The sequence below is a fragment of the Streptococcus tangpeifui genome, from assembly GCF_011038795.1.
GTDB lineage: Bacteria > Bacillota > Bacilli > Lactobacillales > Streptococcaceae > Streptococcus > Streptococcus tangpeifui.
The window spans coordinates 44400-62392 of the sequence record NZ_JAAKDU010000009.1 but is presented as its reverse complement, the minus strand read 5'-3'; the positions used below and the strand labels follow the sequence as shown (position 1 = coordinate 62392).

Annotated in this window: 17 protein-coding genes and 1 pseudogene; 3 read left to right on the top strand and 15 right to left on the bottom strand. The window is 42.6% G+C overall.

Features of this window, described 5'->3' with window-relative positions:
- Positions 1-1247: 1247 nt before the first annotated feature.
- The 15 genes from alsE to nagA form a co-directional block, all read right to left on the bottom strand.
- Positions 1248-1937 (bottom strand): D-allulose 6-phosphate 3-epimerase, encoded by a 690-nt coding sequence (alsE, locus tag G7Y32_RS08050; protein WP_004228130.1) that lies wholly within the window; start codon positions 1935-1937, stop codon positions 1248-1250.
- Positions 1938-1957: 20 nt separating this feature from the next.
- Positions 1958-3061 carry a PTS fructose transporter subunit IIC gene (locus G7Y32_RS08045; protein WP_004229375.1) on the bottom strand — a complete coding sequence of 368 codons (1104 nt, stop codon included), beginning with the start codon at positions 3059-3061 and terminating at the stop codon, positions 1958-1960.
- A gap of 18 nt (positions 3062-3079) precedes the next feature.
- Positions 3080-3391, bottom strand: coding sequence for a PTS fructose transporter subunit IIB (locus G7Y32_RS08040; RefSeq protein ID WP_004225901.1), 312 nt, complete (start codon positions 3389-3391; stop codon positions 3080-3082).
- A 236-nt stretch (positions 3392-3627) separates the two neighbouring features.
- Positions 3628-4077, bottom strand: a complete 450-nt coding sequence (locus tag G7Y32_RS08035) for a PTS sugar transporter subunit IIA (RefSeq protein ID WP_165212716.1) — start codon at positions 4075-4077, stop codon at positions 3628-3630.
- Between the two features lie 59 nt (positions 4078-4136).
- Positions 4137-4562: a PTS sugar transporter subunit IIA gene (locus G7Y32_RS08030; protein ID WP_165212714.1), complete on the bottom strand. Its 426-nt coding sequence runs from the start codon at positions 4560-4562 to the stop codon at positions 4137-4139.
- On the bottom strand, positions 4552-6027 hold the full coding sequence (locus tag G7Y32_RS08025; RefSeq protein WP_165212712.1) for a BglG family transcription antiterminator: 1476 nt from the start codon (positions 6025-6027) through the stop codon (positions 4552-4554). The genes G7Y32_RS08030 and G7Y32_RS08025 overlap by 11 nt, the downstream gene beginning before the upstream one ends.
- 200 nt (positions 6028-6227) lie before the next feature.
- Positions 6228-6485: a DUF896 family protein gene (locus tag G7Y32_RS08020; RefSeq protein ID WP_040804840.1), complete on the bottom strand. Its 258-nt coding sequence runs from the start codon at positions 6483-6485 to the stop codon at positions 6228-6230.
- A gap of 48 nt (positions 6486-6533) precedes the next feature.
- Positions 6534-8570, bottom strand: a complete 2037-nt coding sequence (gene glyS / locus G7Y32_RS08015) for a glycine--tRNA ligase subunit beta (RefSeq protein WP_165212710.1) — start codon at positions 8568-8570, stop codon at positions 6534-6536.
- Positions 8570-9487: a glycine--tRNA ligase subunit alpha gene (glyQ, locus tag G7Y32_RS08010; protein ID WP_165212708.1), complete on the bottom strand. Its 918-nt coding sequence runs from the start codon at positions 9485-9487 to the stop codon at positions 8570-8572. The genes glyS and glyQ overlap by 1 nt, the downstream gene beginning before the upstream one ends.
- A 435-nt stretch (positions 9488-9922) precedes the next feature.
- Positions 9923-10339 (bottom strand): EVE domain-containing protein, encoded by a 417-nt coding sequence (locus G7Y32_RS08005; RefSeq protein WP_165212706.1) that lies wholly within the window; start codon positions 10337-10339, stop codon positions 9923-9925.
- A complete protein-coding gene (locus G7Y32_RS08000; protein WP_165212704.1) occupies positions 10332-10790 on the bottom strand; it encodes a MarR family winged helix-turn-helix transcriptional regulator in 459 nt (152 codons plus the stop codon). The genes G7Y32_RS08005 and G7Y32_RS08000 overlap by 8 nt, the downstream gene beginning before the upstream one ends.
- Positions 10787-11203 (bottom strand): SRPBCC family protein, encoded by a 417-nt coding sequence (locus G7Y32_RS07995; RefSeq protein WP_165212702.1) that lies wholly within the window; start codon positions 11201-11203, stop codon positions 10787-10789. Before G7Y32_RS07995 ends, G7Y32_RS08000 begins: the two co-directional genes overlap by 4 nt.
- A 467-nt stretch (positions 11204-11670) precedes the next feature.
- A complete protein-coding gene (gene fghA / locus G7Y32_RS07990; protein WP_165212700.1) occupies positions 11671-12528 on the bottom strand; it encodes an S-formylglutathione hydrolase in 858 nt (285 codons plus the stop codon).
- Between the two features lie 588 nt (positions 12529-13116).
- A complete protein-coding gene (locus G7Y32_RS07985) occupies positions 13117-14235 on the bottom strand; it encodes an S-(hydroxymethyl)glutathione dehydrogenase/class III alcohol dehydrogenase (RefSeq protein ID WP_165212698.1) in 1119 nt (372 codons plus the stop codon).
- A 246-nt stretch (positions 14236-14481) separates the two neighbouring features.
- Complete coding sequence (gene nagA, locus G7Y32_RS07980; protein WP_165212696.1) at positions 14482-15630, bottom strand: N-acetylglucosamine-6-phosphate deacetylase; 1149 nt, start codon at positions 15628-15630, stop codon at positions 14482-14484.
- A 429-nt stretch (positions 15631-16059) separates the two neighbouring features.
- Between nagA and G7Y32_RS07975 the strand changes: the two genes are divergently transcribed.
- From G7Y32_RS07975 to G7Y32_RS07965, 3 genes and pseudogenes are all read left to right on the top strand, one after another.
- On the top strand, positions 16060-16329 hold the full coding sequence (locus G7Y32_RS07975; protein WP_165212694.1) for a hypothetical protein: 270 nt from the start codon (positions 16060-16062) through the stop codon (positions 16327-16329).
- 10 nt (positions 16330-16339) lie between these two features.
- Positions 16340-16597, top strand: a complete 258-nt coding sequence (locus tag G7Y32_RS07970) for a hypothetical protein (RefSeq protein ID WP_165212692.1) — start codon at positions 16340-16342, stop codon at positions 16595-16597.
- A gap of 176 nt (positions 16598-16773) precedes the next feature.
- Positions 16774-17012, top strand: a pseudogene (locus tag G7Y32_RS07965) (hypothetical protein).
- Positions 17013-17993 lie beyond the last annotated feature (981 nt).

Below are 17993 nucleotides of genomic sequence, written 5' to 3'. Positions count from 1 at the left end.
TGTGCCCCTTACTAACTTCAAAACTTCGTTAATATCGACCGAAGTTTTTTCGTGTCGCCAAGCCGTTAGCACTCCAAAGAAAATAGCGAGTGCTACAGCTATCTGTGGTAGCGTCATAGCACCGCCACAAGGTTGATTAGTCAAGTCGCTGTCGTGCATACAACAAGAGTTACCAATCAATTACTGTAAAAAGGACGAAGAATCACTTGAATTCTAGGAAGGTGAGTCTTTTTTCACAGGAGTGTAGGCGGGTTCATTTCTTTGCTAAAAGACGCTATACTTTCAACGAATAACATTACTTTAAAATTCACTCTCTAACCTGTTATTATAGCAGATTTCTTCTTTGCCAAGTGGAAAGAAATCTGAAACCATATATGTAGAGTAATTTCCTTATACCACAAATAAAGATCTGCTACCGACATCTGATTTTTATACCCACGAAATCAAGTTTGGTTTTTCAACTAAGAATATTAGCTGTGGGCTTGCACTCCCGTTTGACTTATTTTACCCTTAATCCAAAAATAAGAAGCTTGACTTAACAAAAAATCTTAGACAGTTGACAAGTTGACACTTGGATATCAAAAAAACGGATGAATAGCCACTTCAAAATCGTGAGAATGTGCTATTCATCCGTTTTTAATATTAGTGCTTCATAAGAATAAATTCTTACAGAATCTTTACCTTAGAAACTGTATTCACAAGTTTAAATTCTTAGCGTCAGCTGGAAAAAGCCTGGGGAAAAAAGTATTCAGCCTTCTATTTTTGCAGTAATAACAGTTTGACGCAGTGGGCAGTGGTTGGGAGAAAGACTTGTTGGCTCTGCCGACTTAGTCTTTCCCCTGCACAGTTCATTAGGTGCTTTAGCACCAACGAACCACTGCTGATTGGAGGTCCTTATCTTGGGGTGCACTCCTATTTTCAGGCACCCCCCTTAAATGGTCCACTGGACTGTTTAACGACTCCGCAAGTGTTAGCGGCCATCCTAATCAACTGTGCGGAGGTGGGACAACGAAGTCAATTTATATAAAAAATCGACTTCTGTCCCACTCTCAAAACAGACAGTTGCCGCCGTGGGAAAAAGACGATTGACCCTATTTAAGTCAATCGTCGAGGGGATTTTCAAGACCCTAGGCTTGAAAATGAGCAATGGAACTCCGTTAGGAGGTCGCTTGCGTCCCTGCCACATCAGACTAACTGTCAAAAAAATGTGAATACAAGTCCTTAGTATCTTTTTATTTCGGGCTCCGTTATTCAACAGTCTTTCCTGTCATCTCCAAATAATCCTGACACATCTTTGCCCAAGACTCTTCAATTGTATCCGCAACTGCAAAGAGACCGCTGCGGCCGATAACATAAATATCGGGGGCAGCCTGATCAATCCTCTTGAAAGTCTTACGACTGGACGAACCATCCATTTCAATTAAATAAGGATAGTTATGCTCTTTCCGTAAGTTACGCAATTGGACAATTTTATCAAGTGTGCTTTCCAAAAAACGTTGGCCTGCAAAACCAGGATCGACTGTCATAATCGTCACCTTATCCAGCAAGTCAATATAAGGCAAGATAGCGCTGACCGGTGTCTCTGGATTCAGGACAACACCAGCTTTTAGTCCCGCATCATGAATACGGTCGATTAGTCGAAAAGCGAGACCGTTAATAACTTCTGCATGCATACAGATATACTCACACCTAATACTAATCAGCCGTTCTACCCAAAAAGTAGGGTCAGTCACCATCAGGTGAGCTGACATTGGTACATCACTGAGCTTTCTTACTTCCTCAATAAACCAAGGCGAAAGTGTAATATTCGGAACAAAATGACCATCCATGATATCAATATGATAAGACTGAGCATGATCATTCAAAAAGGTGATTTCTTGGGTAAATTTATCCAAGTTCATACACATTAGTGACGGCGAAAAATGAACATGTGCCATATAGGGTTCCTTCCTTTCATTTATAAAATTTCAATATCATCTAGACTAATATCTTCTTCTTCTACCTCTGAGACTGTCGCTAATTCCTCGGCTGTTTTATTTTTGGCAATAAAAGCATAGACAAGACCCGTCACTAATACATTAACAACAATAGCAAGAACACCAGCTAAGGGATGTGACATCGTCGGAATCATCAGAAAACCTCCAAACGGAACCGTCGAATCTGCTCCCATAGCCATGGAAACCGCACCACCAGCAGCACCACCAATCGCCGCTGCTGTAATAGCACGTGCAATATCATTCATAACAATAGGAATAACTCCTTCAACAATGTTCAGAACCCCCATGGGTACTGCGGATTTCAAGGTTTCAATCTGTTCTCTGCCATAAATATTCTTACGGAGTAACTTAGCTATAAAATAGGCAAAACCAAAGCCAATAGGCGTTGAAGTATTAACTAATTGCAGGGCCGTAACCGGTTCTTTTACTCCTGACGCTAGCAGGGTTAAGGTAAAGGCATAAACTGTTTTATTGATTGGCCCACCGAAATCAACAATACTCAAAAATCCTACAACAAGACCAAATACTAACATGGAAGAAGAACTTAGCCCTTGCAAAACCGTCGTCAACCAGTTAGTAAAAGCCGCAATCGGAATACCAACAATATAAATCATCAGCAAACCAGAAATTAGAGAGGATAATAAAGGAACAATGACCGTTGGCATCAGCCCTTTGGCCCATTCGGGAACTTTGAAAGTTTTTAGAATCCCCAAGGCCAAAAATCCGGCAAAGTAGCCGCCTAGGATACCACCCAGAAAGCCAGCACTGATCGCATTAGCTGATAAGCCTACAACGAATCCGGGAGCAATCCCTGGTTTACCCGCGATAGAATAAGCAATCCCCGTTGCAATAATAACAGGTAACAGCCCTAAAGCCTTACCGCCCATTGTGGCCAAGGCATCCCAAAAGGTGAATTTCCCCTGAACCAAGGCATCTTGAGCGGTACCGCCAAGGGCCATGCCAATGGCGACAAGGAAACCAGCTCCGCATACAATGGGAACTAAATAGGAAATGGCGGTCAGAAGATGCCCCTTAAGGTTTAATTTTTTCCATGTATCTTTCATCTAGTTTACCTCACTTCTCTATCCCTGAGCTACTTCTGCAGCCTTTTGCAAGAGTTTATTGGGAGATTTGATGGCGATTTCGGTTGGAACCTTGATGACCTTTTTCCCTTCAAATCGTTCCATCCCCGAAATTTTGACATCAATAGCCAAAATAACGATATCCGCTTCTTGAATTTGCTGCTCTGTTAATGCATTTTCTACTCCAATGGTTCCTTGAGTTTCAATATGGATATCGTAACCGGCATTTTTAGCAGCATTTTCAAGTTTTTCCTGAGCAATGTAGGTGTGGGCGATCCCAACCGTACAAGCAGCAACTCCAACAATTTTCATAAATGATCTCCTTTCTTTAAAATACAAAAGTGTTAAGCGACACACAGCAAAATAGGAAAGCAGACGCAGAGGCTCGGCATCTAGGAAGTCTATATACTTAAAGGTCTCTGCACCTGTAATCAGCTAAGGCTGAAACCGTTGCATATCTTTTGGCACAATGTCGTAGGCGAGTTCAGTTCTGGTCTAAATTTTGCTTGCCTCAATCAAGAACCTCAAGCAACTCCAATTATTTCCTTTTAGGCAAAAGCTGCAACAACATCTTCAACGGACTGGGCCGCTAAAAGATTTTCAACCACTCTATCCTTGCCCAATTTCTTAGCAAAGAGTGCTAGGAGCTTTAAGTGTTCCTGAGCATTGTCGGTGTCATTGCCAACGGCAAAGAGAATCACTACTTTGACCCCCTTACCATCTAAGCTTTCCCAAGGGATTTCATACTTGTTAATGGCAATGGCCACACCAATTTTATTAACCGCTTCGCTCTTACCATGGGGAATCGCCACAAAATTACCGATGCCTGTCTGCCCTTCTTTTTCACGCAAATAAACATCCTCTAAAAAACTATCGGCATCCTCCAGATAGGCCTGCTCTTCCAGCAGCTGGCAGAGCTTCCGCAATATCTCATCCTTGCTTCTAGCAGTGAGATCTGTCAATACCAAGTTTTTATCAATCACATCTGTTACTTCCATAAATGTCTCCTTTTGATAGGGCTTCTGGGAAAAGACCAGACACAGTCTATTAACCAGCTTCATAAATTTTCTAACATGATTTCCAACTGTTTTAAATCTACCTTTCTCAATTGATGAACAAAGTGCTCATCGGCTAACTTTCTCACAAAGGCCTTAATAGCGAATTGCTCCGTTGCCCGAGCCTGACTGTCCAAGGCAATTGTAAGCACCAGCTGGACGCGATTAACAGTCTCAGACCAGTTGATTGCTGATGCCAGTCTGCTAATAATGATGCGGTTGGCTAGACCTGGAAGTTCGACATGGGGCAAGACTACTCCCGGTGCAATCTCAATACTACCCAATTTTTCCCGCCAGACCAAAGCCTCCAAAATAGCTGACTGATCAATGGGTGAATCTTTTGCAAGCTCCGTTGCTAAATACTGATAGATCTCTTTCCGACCAGCCAGAGCTAAATCTAAGTGGATGTCATAAAGATTAGTGGCCATAGCGAATCTCCTCAATCTTTCGTCGAATACGCCTCTGATCATCCTCCGTCATCAAGGCACTGACTAGGATTTTGGTCATATTCTCTGGTATCGCTACATTAACGGTTGTAATTAACAGCTGGGCCTCTGGATATTGCCGACTGACATCGGCCAAATCTCGATAGGGCAGAACCGATAAAATAGCTAAATCGCCAAATTGCTGTTCAATCTTGGAGCGAAGCAACTCTGAGGTTCCAATGCCAGAAGTACACATAATTAAAGTAGGAATCGGCGGTGACTGAGTCTCTTGATAGCGAGCAAAGTAGAGGGTAATAAAACCAACTTCATCCAGATTAATAGTTGGAAAACCATACCGTTGACTGACTACTTCTGAAACACGGCGAACCTGATTAAAAATTTTAGGATAGGTCAATCGTATATCCGACAGCATGGCATTTTTTATTCGAATCTTGTGATCCAAGCGCCTGAGCATGGGACTAATATGATTGGCCAAGTCGACAAAGATAGGAGAATCCTCCATAATAGCCTGTCCTCTATCAGGAAACATCTGCTCAAAATAGAAATGAGTGATGGCCAACGTTCGCTGAGAAAAATAAATCGGAGCGGAGTCATGAATATCCTGAAAGTGGGAAGCCATCAAATATTGATAGAGATGATAGACTTCACTATCATCAACACTAATCCCTAATTTTTCTCTAACATCCTGAATCACCCGCCAGCTCTCTTTCATCAAGAAGTTCATTTCCTCAAAATTCTGAAGAGACTGATGTGTACCTAGGAAGACCTTCCCATTCTTAGAACGCATAATCATGATATATAAGTGGGAAAAAACATTAACATCATAAGGGTAGGGAAGAACTGCTTGCAGATGTTGTTCAATAGAATGAAGCTCAGCCTGAATAAAGCCGGCTACCTCCCTATCAATCGTTTGATCCTTTTCAAGGGATAATTGCTCCAAATCAATTGTTCTAAACGTTGGAACCAAATCCGCAATAGCCCGGCGAATATTCTGTTCTTCTCCATGAATGGAAAGAATGCGTCTTCGGCTAAGCAAACGTAATTGGTAATCATTCAACAGCTTTTGTAATTCCAACTTATCCTTTTGAATGACAGATTCGCTGACAAAATAATCTTGACACAAGTCGTAAAGTGCCAACCCTTTGGGGGCTCTAAGCAAAAGGCGCTCCAAGATCAGTTCCTGTCTATTCTCAACCGTTAAGTCATCATGGAGGGGACAGGAGTGTTGAGTAAAGGTCAGGTATTTTTCTTGATTCAGCCAGTAGCCCCTGCCCTTTCGAGAGACAATCAACTGACCGCTATGCTCTTGATTGAGAGACTTAATCATTCGATAAATGGTCTTTTCTGATTTTCCCAGAGCCTGGGCTAATTGACTAGCCGTCATATAATCTGATTGCTGGCTCAAAAAGAACAAAAGCTCATCAATTTTTTTCCGACTTTCAACCATAATTCTTTCCCCACTTATACCTTTATTCTATAGCTCTTAAAGAAGTCCGCTTATTAAAAAATGGCCATTGCAACGGTCATTTTTTTCTTATCCTCACTTTAAATACCCATTCTTACAAAAGCGTTTTAAAATCTCAACAACCCTCTTACATTTGGACATACAAAAAGGTCAGCGAAAACCGCTAACCTTTGCTTATCTCATCAACTATTCGGGTCGTCTAGGCTGCGGCCATGCAGGCCTTTTTGACGTTGAATTTGACGGAGTTTTTCTGGGGTCACGTCATTGCCTTTTTCATCAACCACCTTGATTCCTTCAATGTGGTGACGCAGATTGCGACGATAGCCTTCGATATACTCCTGACGAAGCTTAGCCTGCTCAACCTTTTCCTCACCAGTCAACCCAACCGTTTTTTTCTTTTTAGCAAGCTCGTTAATGCGAGCAATCTTTTTAGGATCTATTGTCATCACCTTCTTATATTATTTTTGCGAGAGCACTTGCGCCAGCATTTACTTGGTATTCAACTGGTTAAAAGCTGCAACTTGACTAGCTTTATCAGCCAAGTCTGAGAGGATAGCCAAACGATTATTTTTCACCGCTTGGTCGTCTGCCATAACCATGGTATTGTCAAAAAAGGCATCAATAACTGGACTGAGGGCAAAGAGTTGCTCAATATTTGCACTTGCATCCTTACCCAACTCAAGCTCAGCGACAGCTTGAGCCAGAGCTTTTTCTTGGTCATTTTCAAAGAGCTTAGCATCTATAGCAACACTCTTATCAGCTTTTTCAGCCAAATTAAAGACACGAGACAAGCTTTCAACCGCTGGTTTGTAGCTGTCTTTTTGTGATGCTTCTACAAGGGCATCTGCTGCAGCTAACATGTCTGATACAACAAAAGTAGAGCCAGCGAGAACTGCTTCCTTGATATCTTTTGGTGTCTTGCCCATCATCTTATCTACACGGGCACGGATAAAATCAAGGACCTCAGCCTTATTATCGTAAGTCAAGCTGTCAAAAGTAAGACCATAGAGGTCGTCCACCAACTCATCCATCGCAATGGTCCAGCCGAAGGTATCCAATATGCGGACAATCCCTTGTGTCGCACGGCGAAGAGCGTAAGGGTCATTAGAACCGCTTGGGATAAGGCCGACCGAGAAGAAGCTAAACAGGGTATCCAATTTATCAGCCAGAGCCAAAACAGCACCGACCTTGGTTTCTGGAAGCTCACCATCAGCCGAATCAGGCAGATAATGCTCACGGATAGCTGTCGCAACAGCCGCTTCTTCGCCTGCAAGAAGAGCGTACTTCTCACCCATAATGCCTTGCAGCTCATCGAACTCACCGACCATACCAGTCAAAAGATCAAACTTATAGATTGTAGCTGCACGCGCAACAGCTGCCGCCTCATCGGAGGATAAACCTGCCATCACGCTGAGATAGTCCGCAATAACACCTGCACGGGCCATGTGTTCAGCCAAAGAACCGATCTTTTCGTGGAAGGTCACCTGAGACAGCTTAGCCACAAGATCTTCAATCCGAAGTTTTTGATCCTCATGCCAGAAGAATTCCCCATCTTCAAGGCGGGCCACCAACACTTTTTCATTCCCTTTGATGACGTTTTCTAGTGCGACATCATTACCATTACGCACCGAGATAAAGTTAGGTCTGAGCTTGCCTTCCTGATCACGGACAACGAAGTAGCGTTGATGACTCTTCATGGAAGTTACAAGGACTTCTTCTGGAATCTCCAAATATTTTTCATCAAAACTTCCCATGAAGGCAGTCGGATATTCAACCAAGTTAAGGACTTCATTGAGAAGGTCTGGCTCGATATCAACTTGGACATTTTCCTTAGCTTCAATAGCCTTAATCTGTTCCACAATCATGCGCTCACGCTCAAGGCTATCTGCAATCACAAATTCTTTACGAAGGTCATCTTCATAAGAATCTGCAGAAGCAATTTCAGTTCCTTGACCCAAGAAACGATGACCACGGCTGATACGACCTGAGGTGATATCGAGGAAATTCATATCAAGAGCCTTGTCATCTAAAAGTACGGTCAAGGTGTGAACAGGACGAATGTACTCAAAGGTATTCTTAGCCCAGTGCATACTGACTGGGAAGGTAAGACTGTTAAGCACCTCAGGGATGCCTGCCAAAACGTCTTCAGCAGGTTTGCCAGCTTCATTTTTGGTCACATAAACATACTCAACACCTTTGACTTCCTCAAAGCGGATATCATCAGTGGTCAAACCTTTACCACGCACAAATCCCTGAGCCGCCTTGGTAAAGTTACCATCACTGTCTAGGGCAATTTTTTTAGCAGGACCTTTGAAATCTTCTGAAAGATCCGTTTGAGCATCAGCTAGTCCCATGACACGCACAGCCAAACGACGAGGGGTTGAAAAAGTCTGGATAGCGTCGTATGACAGACGATTTTCTGCCAAAAAAGCCGCCATTTTTTCACCTAATTGTTTTTCACTTGGGGTTACCACATAGGCTGGAAGTTCTTCCAGACCCAGTTCAATCAATAAATTCTTCACCATTACTCTGCCTCCTCTTTGAGTAATTCTGCCCGTGTTTCTTCGTCCAAAAGTGGGTAACCCAATTTTTTACGCTCAGCTACAAAAGTCTTAGCGACAAGGCGGGCAAGATTACGGATACGGGCTATATAGCCAGCACGCTCGGTAACAGAGACAGCACCACGCGCATCCAGCAAGTTGAAGGTATGGGAACATTTGAGAACGTAATCGTAGGCTGGGTGAACCAAACCTTCTTCCAAAGCCCGACCGGCTTCCTTTTCAAACTTGTCAAAGTTTTCAAGGAGCATATCTTGATCTGAGATTTCAAAGCTGTATTTGGAATGCTCGTACTCAGGCTGTTTGAAGATTTCACCGTACTTAACACCCGGTGCCCACTCAATATCGTAAACAGAATCAACTTCTTGAATATAGGAAGCCAAGCGTTCTAAACCGTAGGTGACCTCAGCCGTTACTGGACTTGTCGCCAAGCCACCAACTTGTTGGAAATACGTAAACTGAGTGATTTCCATACCGTCCAGCCAAACTTCCCAACCAAGTCCAGCAGAACCCGTGGACGGATTTTCCCAGTTATCTTCGACAAAACGAATATCGTGCTCTAATGGGTTGATCCCCAGTTTTTCCAAAGACTCAAGGTAAAGCTCTTGAATATTGCTTGGCGATGGTTTCATGACCACTTGGAATTGATGATGCTGGTAAAGGCGATTAGGATTTTCTCCATAGCGCCCATCAGCTGGACGACGACTGGGCTCCACATAAGCCGCATTCCATGGCTCAGGACCGATGGCCCGCAGGAAGGTGTAAGGACTCATCGTCCCCGCCCCCTTCTCATTATCATAAGCCTGCATCAGCATACAACCCTGATCATTCCAGTATTGTTGTAAAGTCAAGATAATTTCTTGAAAAGTTAGTTTTTTACTCATTGGTTCTCCCTTTTTTAATAAGTATGTTTTGCGACGATTTTTCAAGTAAACCATATTTTAACTTGAAAAATCTAGTGCAGCGTCTAGGCAATCCTCATAGGGATTGCCGTTAGGTGCTCGCTCCTTTAGGAGCACTAGCACCTTTGACGAAGCGGAAGGTTAGTTTTTTTGACATTGCTGTCCTCCTTTTTCCTCTATAAATAGCAAAGCTAGGCTACAAAAAGAACCACGCTCTCCACTCCCATGTCAGCTGACATAGGGGCGTCAAAACGCGGTTCCACCCTAATTTATTACTTCATTTTTATATAGATTGTTACAGAAAGCGCCAGTTGCTTATCGCACCACACCCAGCTTTCACTATCCTGAGCTCGCTTGAGAAATGCCTATAAGCCCCTCTTTCTTGACGAGTATTATAGCAAAAAATCATCAAACTGTCTAGGTAGCATCAACCTTCATCCACTCAAAAATATACATAAAGAAATCTCGACTGACTTCAAAATGCCCGTAGCGCAACTGACTGGCATAAGCTTTCCAGTCTGGATGCTGCCTTGCCACTTCAATTGGGCAGGGACGAATAGACCTATAATACTCAACATCCCGCCTGAAAGGGATAAAGTCCGGTGCCATTTCAAATTGATAAACCCTGTCATCCTTCATTTTACCCACAGCTGTGAAAGCCTGCAACTTTTGATCAGAATCCAGCGCCACCTTGGGACTATAATAAAGCAGATAGTCTCCTTTTTTCATGCGTTTCAAGGGACCGCCTTTGCCATGACAAACTTGACAAAATTCACCTTCAACACCGCGTTGGACATGGTTTCCCGAAACCACTCCGACCCAAAATTTAACCATCTCTTTCCTCCAGTTTTATTAAAAGCTGATTGAAGTCCGCTAGCTGATTGTCCAACTGACCAAAGTAAGAGCGATCGATTGCCTCAACGAGAGGCAAAGCCTGATTCATGCGTTCTCTGCCTGCATCAGTCAGAAAGACAACTTTTGCCCGGCTGTCCTGCGGATGCTCCCGCCGCTCAACTAAGCCTTTTTTTAGCAAGAGCTTGAGAACCTGAGAGACCGTCATCACATCCATATCCGAAAAAGCGGCTAAATTGACCTGAGTAATCCAATCCTGTTTCATCTCCAGAGCCCCTAAACTCGTCAGAATAATGAACTGTGGATGCGTCAGTTCAACTTCTTGCAAAGCTTTTTTTACTCGGCTATGCCAGGCATTGTAGACCCGAGCAAATAAAAGACCCGTCGATTCCTGGTGGTTGTCCGCATACTGGGAATGAAAAACCGTTGTCATGCTGTCTCCAAAGTCTGTTTCAATTTTTCAACGCTTTCTGGCACATCGTCAAAAATCTGTTTCAAAAAGGCCAAAGCGTCTTCTGTCATATCACCATCTGTCAAAGAAACGGAATGTCTCAGGCTAATGCCACCAGCAGGATTTTCAAGTATCTCATGCTCAAAGAGAACGTTGCCAAAAGGCGTTGCTGTTACATCAGAAAAACACTGATTTTCACGCACCTCAACCAAAGTGAACGCAAGTTCAGGCATGCCTTCCAGCTTCATTTTCCCTTTTTGTCCTGTAGTGAAAGCACCGTCCAAAGCAATCTGTTCCAAATCACCCTCCCAGACAAACCACTGATCAACTTGAGAATAGTAGACCCAAGCATCCTCTTTTTTAGCATTGACAGCCAATTCAAAAGAAAATTTCATAAAAACTCCTCCTTTTCATAAGTTTTTATATTATAAGTTAACTTACAATATTAGTCAAGAGGCTGAGCTAAAACTCATCCAGTATTCCTGTTTTGGAGTAAGCCCTTAGCGCAGTGATCGGAAGCAACACTTGTTGGCTAGGCCAACTTGGTCTTGCTCCTGCACAGTTATGAGGTGCTTAGCACCAATGAACCACTACTGGCTAGCTCCCCTGTGGCCGCAAAGTCAAATATGCGAGGATAGGAGTGAAACGTTCTGGAAGAGAGACTGTTTTAGGTTACCACCTTAAAATTAGGGAGTGATAAGAAACAAGATCTTCAATTTTTAGGTTGATCCCACCTTTTGATAACTAGCATTTCATGTTATATTTTGACACGGTAGAATTATTAGACAGCAACAAAAAAGAGCAGTCCAAACTGCTCTCTAAAAATTACACGATTGTTCTAAAATCTCTCATTGCTCAAAGACTAATCCTCCATTAACCCCAAATGCTTGGCATGAAAAGCAAGGTGCTGCTCCACAAAGCTGGCAATAAAGTAATAGCTATGGTCGTAACCGGCATGCAGATTAAGAGTGACAGGAAGCTGACGCTCCTTAGCCACTGTTTCAAAACGCTCAGGCTGGAGCTGCTCAGAATAAAAGCCATCTGCCAGTCCCTGATCAATTAAGATCGGCAAGCACTTATCAGGATCCACCTGAGCCAGCAGCCGGGTGCTGTCATAGACTTCCCAAGCTTTCTTATCCTTACCGAGATAGGCGGTGAAAGCCTTCTGCCCCCAAGGGACCTCCATAAGATTAACGATAGGAGCAAAGGCTGATATAGCCGCATAACGCTCAGGATTTTTGAGACCAATCTGAAGAGCCCCATGACCACCCATACTGTGTCCAAAAATCGAACGCTGATCAGTCACTGGGAAATTGGCCTCGATCAAATCAGGCAACTCCTCTACCACATAATCATACATGCGATAATGCTTAGCCCAAGGTTCCTGAGTGGCATTGACATAAAAGCCTGCTCCTTGCCCCAGATCATAACTCTCTGCATCTGCTACACCTTCACCGCGCGGTGAAGTATCTGGCATAACGAGTACTAGGCCATACTTAGCGGCCCATCGCTGAGCGCCTGCCTTGGTCGAGAAATTTTCATCTGTACAAGTCAAACCTGATAAGAAATAAAGAACAGGGACCTTTTTTCCTTCTTCTACTTGAGGTGGCAGGTAGATGGCAAAGGTCATCTGCGTCTTGGTACTGGTTGACAAATGCGTATAGCGTTGATGTTGACCGCCAAATGAACGGTTGCTTGAAATTAATTCTAGATTTTTCATAGGTTTAAGTAAATATTTGATAACTAGAATGCACTTAGCTAGCTAAGGCACTGCTGTCTGTCATTGCGACACTAGTTGAGAGTTATTGGCCTTTGTTATCAAGAGCAAAACACTTAAATAACAAGCCTTGGTTTAATTGAACACGCCTACACTCCTGTTAAAAAAGACTCGCCTTCCTTGAATCTTTAATGATTCTACGTCAGGCTCCCTATTTTCTTTGAAGTGTTTAACGGCTTGGCACCATCTAAACTTTCAGTCGATAATACTGAACGTTTAGGATTAGTAAGTGATATAGAGAATTTCCATAGAAATTCTCGTAGGAGAATGAGTCTGGGACAAAAGTCCAGACTCGTTAGCATTGTTCTAGATTTACTAGATTGACGCAGTGGTTGATTGGCAGTCATTATCCCTTTCGTAGCAAAGGATAGCGGCCAACCTAATCAACTGTGCGGAGGTGGAATTGAAATGCTCCAGTGGAGGATTTCTACCTGAGCCTTAAAATGGGAGAGCGAAGAAAATCAAAGTCGTGATTTTATCACGATTTACTGATTTTTGTCCCACTCTCAGTTCGAGTAAGTCAGTGATATCTTAGTAATGAATAACGGTACGAATAGATTTACCTTCATGCATGAGGTCGAAGGCCTTGTTAATGTCTTCAAGCGGCATGGTATGAGTGATGAAGTCATCCAGCGCAAACTCTCCATCCATGTATTGATCGACGATACCTGGTAGGTCTGTTTTCCCCTTGACACCGCCAAAAGCTGAGCCGCGCCAAACACGACCTGTAACCAGTTGGAAAGGACGCGTATGAATTTCAGCACCTGCTGGGGCAACCCCGATGATGATGCTTTCTCCCCAACCTTTATGACAAGCTTCCAGGGCAGAGCGCATGACTTCGACATTTCCGATACATTCAAAGGAATAATCCACCCCACCATTGGTCATCTCGATGATAACCTCTTGGATTGGACGATCATAGTCATTAGGATTAACAAAGTCAGTCGCCCCAAGTTCCTTAGCTTTTTCAAACTTATCAGGGTTAGTATCGATGGCAATAATACGACCAGCCTTAGCCATACGAGCCCCGATAATCGCGGCAAGTCCGATTCCGCCCAGACCAAAGATAGCAACCGTTGAACCTTCTTCGACCTTAGCTGTATTGAGCACAGCCCCCATACCAGTCGTCACCCCACAACCAAGCAGGCAGACTTCCTCAAGAGGAGCATCGTCGCGTACCTTAACCAAGGACACATCAGCAACCACCGTATGCTCTGCAAAAGTAGACGTTCCCATATAGTGGTAGATAGGCTGACCGTCTTTGTAAAAACGCACCGTTTCATCTGGCATAAGACCACGACCTTGGGTCTCACGGACAGCTGAACAAAGATTAGTCTTGCCTGATAAGCAAAACTCACACTTACCGCACTCAGCCGTATAAAGCGGAATAACGTGGTCACCAACCTGAAACTCAGTGACCCCTTCACCGACTGCCTCGACAATACCAGCCCCTTCATGCCCTAAGATACACGGAAAGACCCCTTCACTATCCTTACCTGAAAGTGTGTAGGCATCTGTATGGCAAACCCCTGTTGCTGTTATACGAACCAAGACTTCATGCGCCTTGGGCATCATCAGATCAACCTCTTCGATCTTCAAAGGCTCATTAGGCGCCCAAGCCACGGCTGCGCGTGTTTTCATAAATTCCATAATAATTTCCTCCATCTATCAATTTAGGTAAATGATTTAACAACCAAAAGGGTGGAGGGAGCACCATTAAGAGTGTATCGGGATCGGACCAAAAGTAACCACATTAATTCCTTTAAATACAGCTCCTATTGCTCTAACCTAAACCGCTTTCTTGCTACATATTTTAGCAAAAGAAAAAAGCTGGTGCAAAAATCTGCTACCAGCATTATGGGGTGAGTGCCAAAAATTAAAAGATAGTCGATCCACCTATTCGCCCCAAACCTTTTCTCCATTGATATAAGTCGCCACTAGACTCATATCATCTTTGAGAACGACAAAATCAGCTGGCAGGTCAAGCTTGATCTGACCGCATCGTTCTTCCAGACCAACGGATTTAGCTGGAACGTAAGTTGCCATGTGAACTGCTTCTTCAGGAGTGGCAATGCCCCAATCCACTACATTTTTGAGTCCGTCTTTAAGCTTGAGAATAGACCCTGCCAAGTTACCCCCATCCTTAAGACGAACAGTCTTTCCTTTAACCACAACTGGGAGTTCACCTAGCATATAATCGCCTTCTGGCTGGCCTCCCGCTGACATACAATCGGTAATCATGGCCACGTGCTCTGTTCCCTTTTGCTTGAGGAGGATTTGACAAGCCACTGGTGACACATGATAGCCATCGCAGATGAGCTCAGCATAGGTATTCCCAAGATTATAAACAGCACCCACCATGCCGGGCTCGCGATGGTTCAGCCCACTCATGCCATTGTAGGCGTGCACCCAGACACTAGCACCTGCTTGCACGGCTTGTGCAGCATCCTCATAGCTGGCATCAGAATGCCCCAGAGCAACAATGACCCCAGAAGCTGTAGCTTTGCGGATAAACTCAACCGTTCCTTCACGTTCAGGCGCTAAGCCGATTTTACGCAGGAGCCCCTTAGCTGCCTTTTGCCAGTGCTCCAGCTCCTCAAAACTAGGATTGCGCATATAGGAAGGATTTTGCGCTCCCTTATATTTCTCTGTGAAATAGGGGCCCTCGAAGTAGATTCCTTGAATCTTAGCACCTGTCTCAGACCCCGATACATCAGCGATAGTCGCGCAGATATCTTCCAGCTGCTGACTGCTAGCTGTCAAAGTCGTCGGTAAAAAAGAAGTCACCCCAGCTTCTGGCAAGTGCTGACTGATACTGCGAAGACCATCCGCAGAATTATCCATGACATCATGACCGGCATAACCGTGGATATGGGTATCTACTAATCCTGGCGCAATCTGATACCCTGTATAATCTAAAACTTGAGCAGCACTTGGCATATTCTCTGTCCACTGGCCAAAGCGGCCATCAACCAACTCAAGATAGCCAGCTGGCTTAGTCTCATGAGCATAATAAAAACGATCTGCCTTAAGGTAGGTTGCCATTATTGTTATTCCTCTCTTCCAACGAGTTTTTCTTTCTTTTATTATAGTGCTTTTATGATAGTTTGTAAATGGTATATACCAGTCATCTTATAAACTGTACTGCTAATTCTAATATCTAAGGAAAAACAAAGATAGACAGGGCCTTGACGTATAGATAGAGGACTCAAAAGCTCCATGATTTTCATAGTAGGGTTCCTAACTACAGAAATTATGGAGTTAATTTCTAGATCTCTGCAAACGAGCTAGTTTTAGCCAAATCACTGCTCAAACCACTGATTTTTCGCTTTATGATAACTATCAGAAAAATTGCCTTTATTTTTCCATTTATTACTATTTATGTTAGATATTACAAAATCCTCCTGATTCCCCTTGCATAAGTAAATTTTAAGCGTTACAATAATCGCATAATTTTTTTAAAGGAGAATTGTTATGAACACATTAGCTTTGGACTCAATGGCTTTTGAAAACTTTGGGATAGCAGATATTACTGCTCTTTCTGAAATAACTGGTGGCGAAGTTGATTGGCATTCTGGTATTGCAGATGGAATTAAAGCGTTAGGTGTATACGGTGGCGCATATGCTGTTGCAGCTGCTTGCCCACCGTTAGCTTTGGTGGGCGTTGCGATTGGGGCCTACTATACTTATAATGAATGGAATGAACTAGACACGAATAACAATATTAAAAAATTAATTAATTAGAGGTAAAGTTATGAGAGATACAAATGGATTAAATGCGAGTGCCAGTAATTATTTTCAGGTAGCTCCGTGTGATTACCTTGCTGAATTGAGAGGAGGAACTAGCATAAAAACCCTTCAAAATGACTTGTGGGATGTCGTGGCCGCTGATTTTGCTGTTGCTGTATCTGGGGTCACTGCTCCTCCAACAGCTTTATTTACAGTTCCAACTGCTGTATTGACAACTGCTAATTTTATTTATGATGGATATCAATATTTATCGGGTAATTAGCTTATGCGTAATTTAGTTCTCCTGCTTTGTTATGTAAGCTATTTGATACTCTGTGGGATATTTTTATACCTAAATTGGGAGTATTCTAAACTGAGGTCTATCATAGAGTTTATTATATTTATAGGATATGGTACAGTTCTATATATAATCTTCCGTAAGCAAAATTGGAGGTAGACATGAATTCTATCGCATTTAGTGATTTTGAAGAAAATCTTGTAGAAATTGGCGGTGAATTTAATGCTTGAGAGCTGCGATAGGCTTTGCAGGTGGAGTAATTGACAGTGCGGGTAAAGGTTTAATAGCCGGTACAGCTGTAGAACCAGGAGCTGGAAGTGTTGTAGGTGCTGTTCTTGGCGGTGTTGGTGAGGGAATGGTAGTAGGAACTACCTGTGGTATTGCTGGTTCACAGCTTTAATTATTGTTATGAAAAATTTTTTAAAAGAAAATTTCCTGATCTATTTAATCGTTTTATTAGCCCTTGTTGCTGTTTGTTCGCCAAACAAGCATTTTGGAAAGTTTGTGTTTATCTTACTGGCATTAGCGGTTTTAAGTATAATAATCATTTACTCAATAAGGTTTTTTCAACTTTTTAGAAAAAAGTAGTCCACACTTGGATTTCCCTGCCTCCATCATGGTGTCAGGGGCCTTTTTATAATGATTTAGGGTCGTTAGGAGCTGGATTTATGGAAAAATTCCCAGGAATTTCACTGATGCTCATTCTCTGTGTATTGGCTGTTATTTCTTACTATAGTAAAAATATAATTGTCTCATTTATTAGTTTTTTGCTATTTCTCGGTGTATGTACTTATGTTATTTTTAATTAGAGGTAATACAGGACTAAATTAGGAGTAGATAAAATAACAGATTAAGTAAGAAGAGTAGTAGTATTAATAGCTTGGTTAATGATGGCGATAGCAAGTACAATAGTTTTATGGTCAGATCATAAAATGATGGCGATTGTGGTATTTACTGCAATTACAGCTATTAATCTTTTGTAATTTTTTGTAAGTAAAAAAGGTTAAAATACCTAGTAACCAAATCAGATAATTTCTTATTCTTATTTGATCTAAGTGTTTAGTTGTCAGCTCTGGTGGATGCCGACTTATAACTAAACACTGGTGAGAGAGGATCGTAGTTCTCTCTTTTTTACCATTTGTCAAGCCTATCAAGGCTTTAGGCTAAAAATATTGTGAAGACAGTGGTCATATTAAGGCTATTGTCTTATCATAGAGTTATTGAAATAGCGAAGGTATATACTTTCGGAGCCATTGCTGGTAGTGTTACAGAGGGAGTGAGTGGTACAGTTTTAGGATACAGAACAGGAGATTTATTTGACTAATTAGTTATGAAATATGTGATTATTTTATCCTTTGGATAACTTTAAAACAAGGAGATA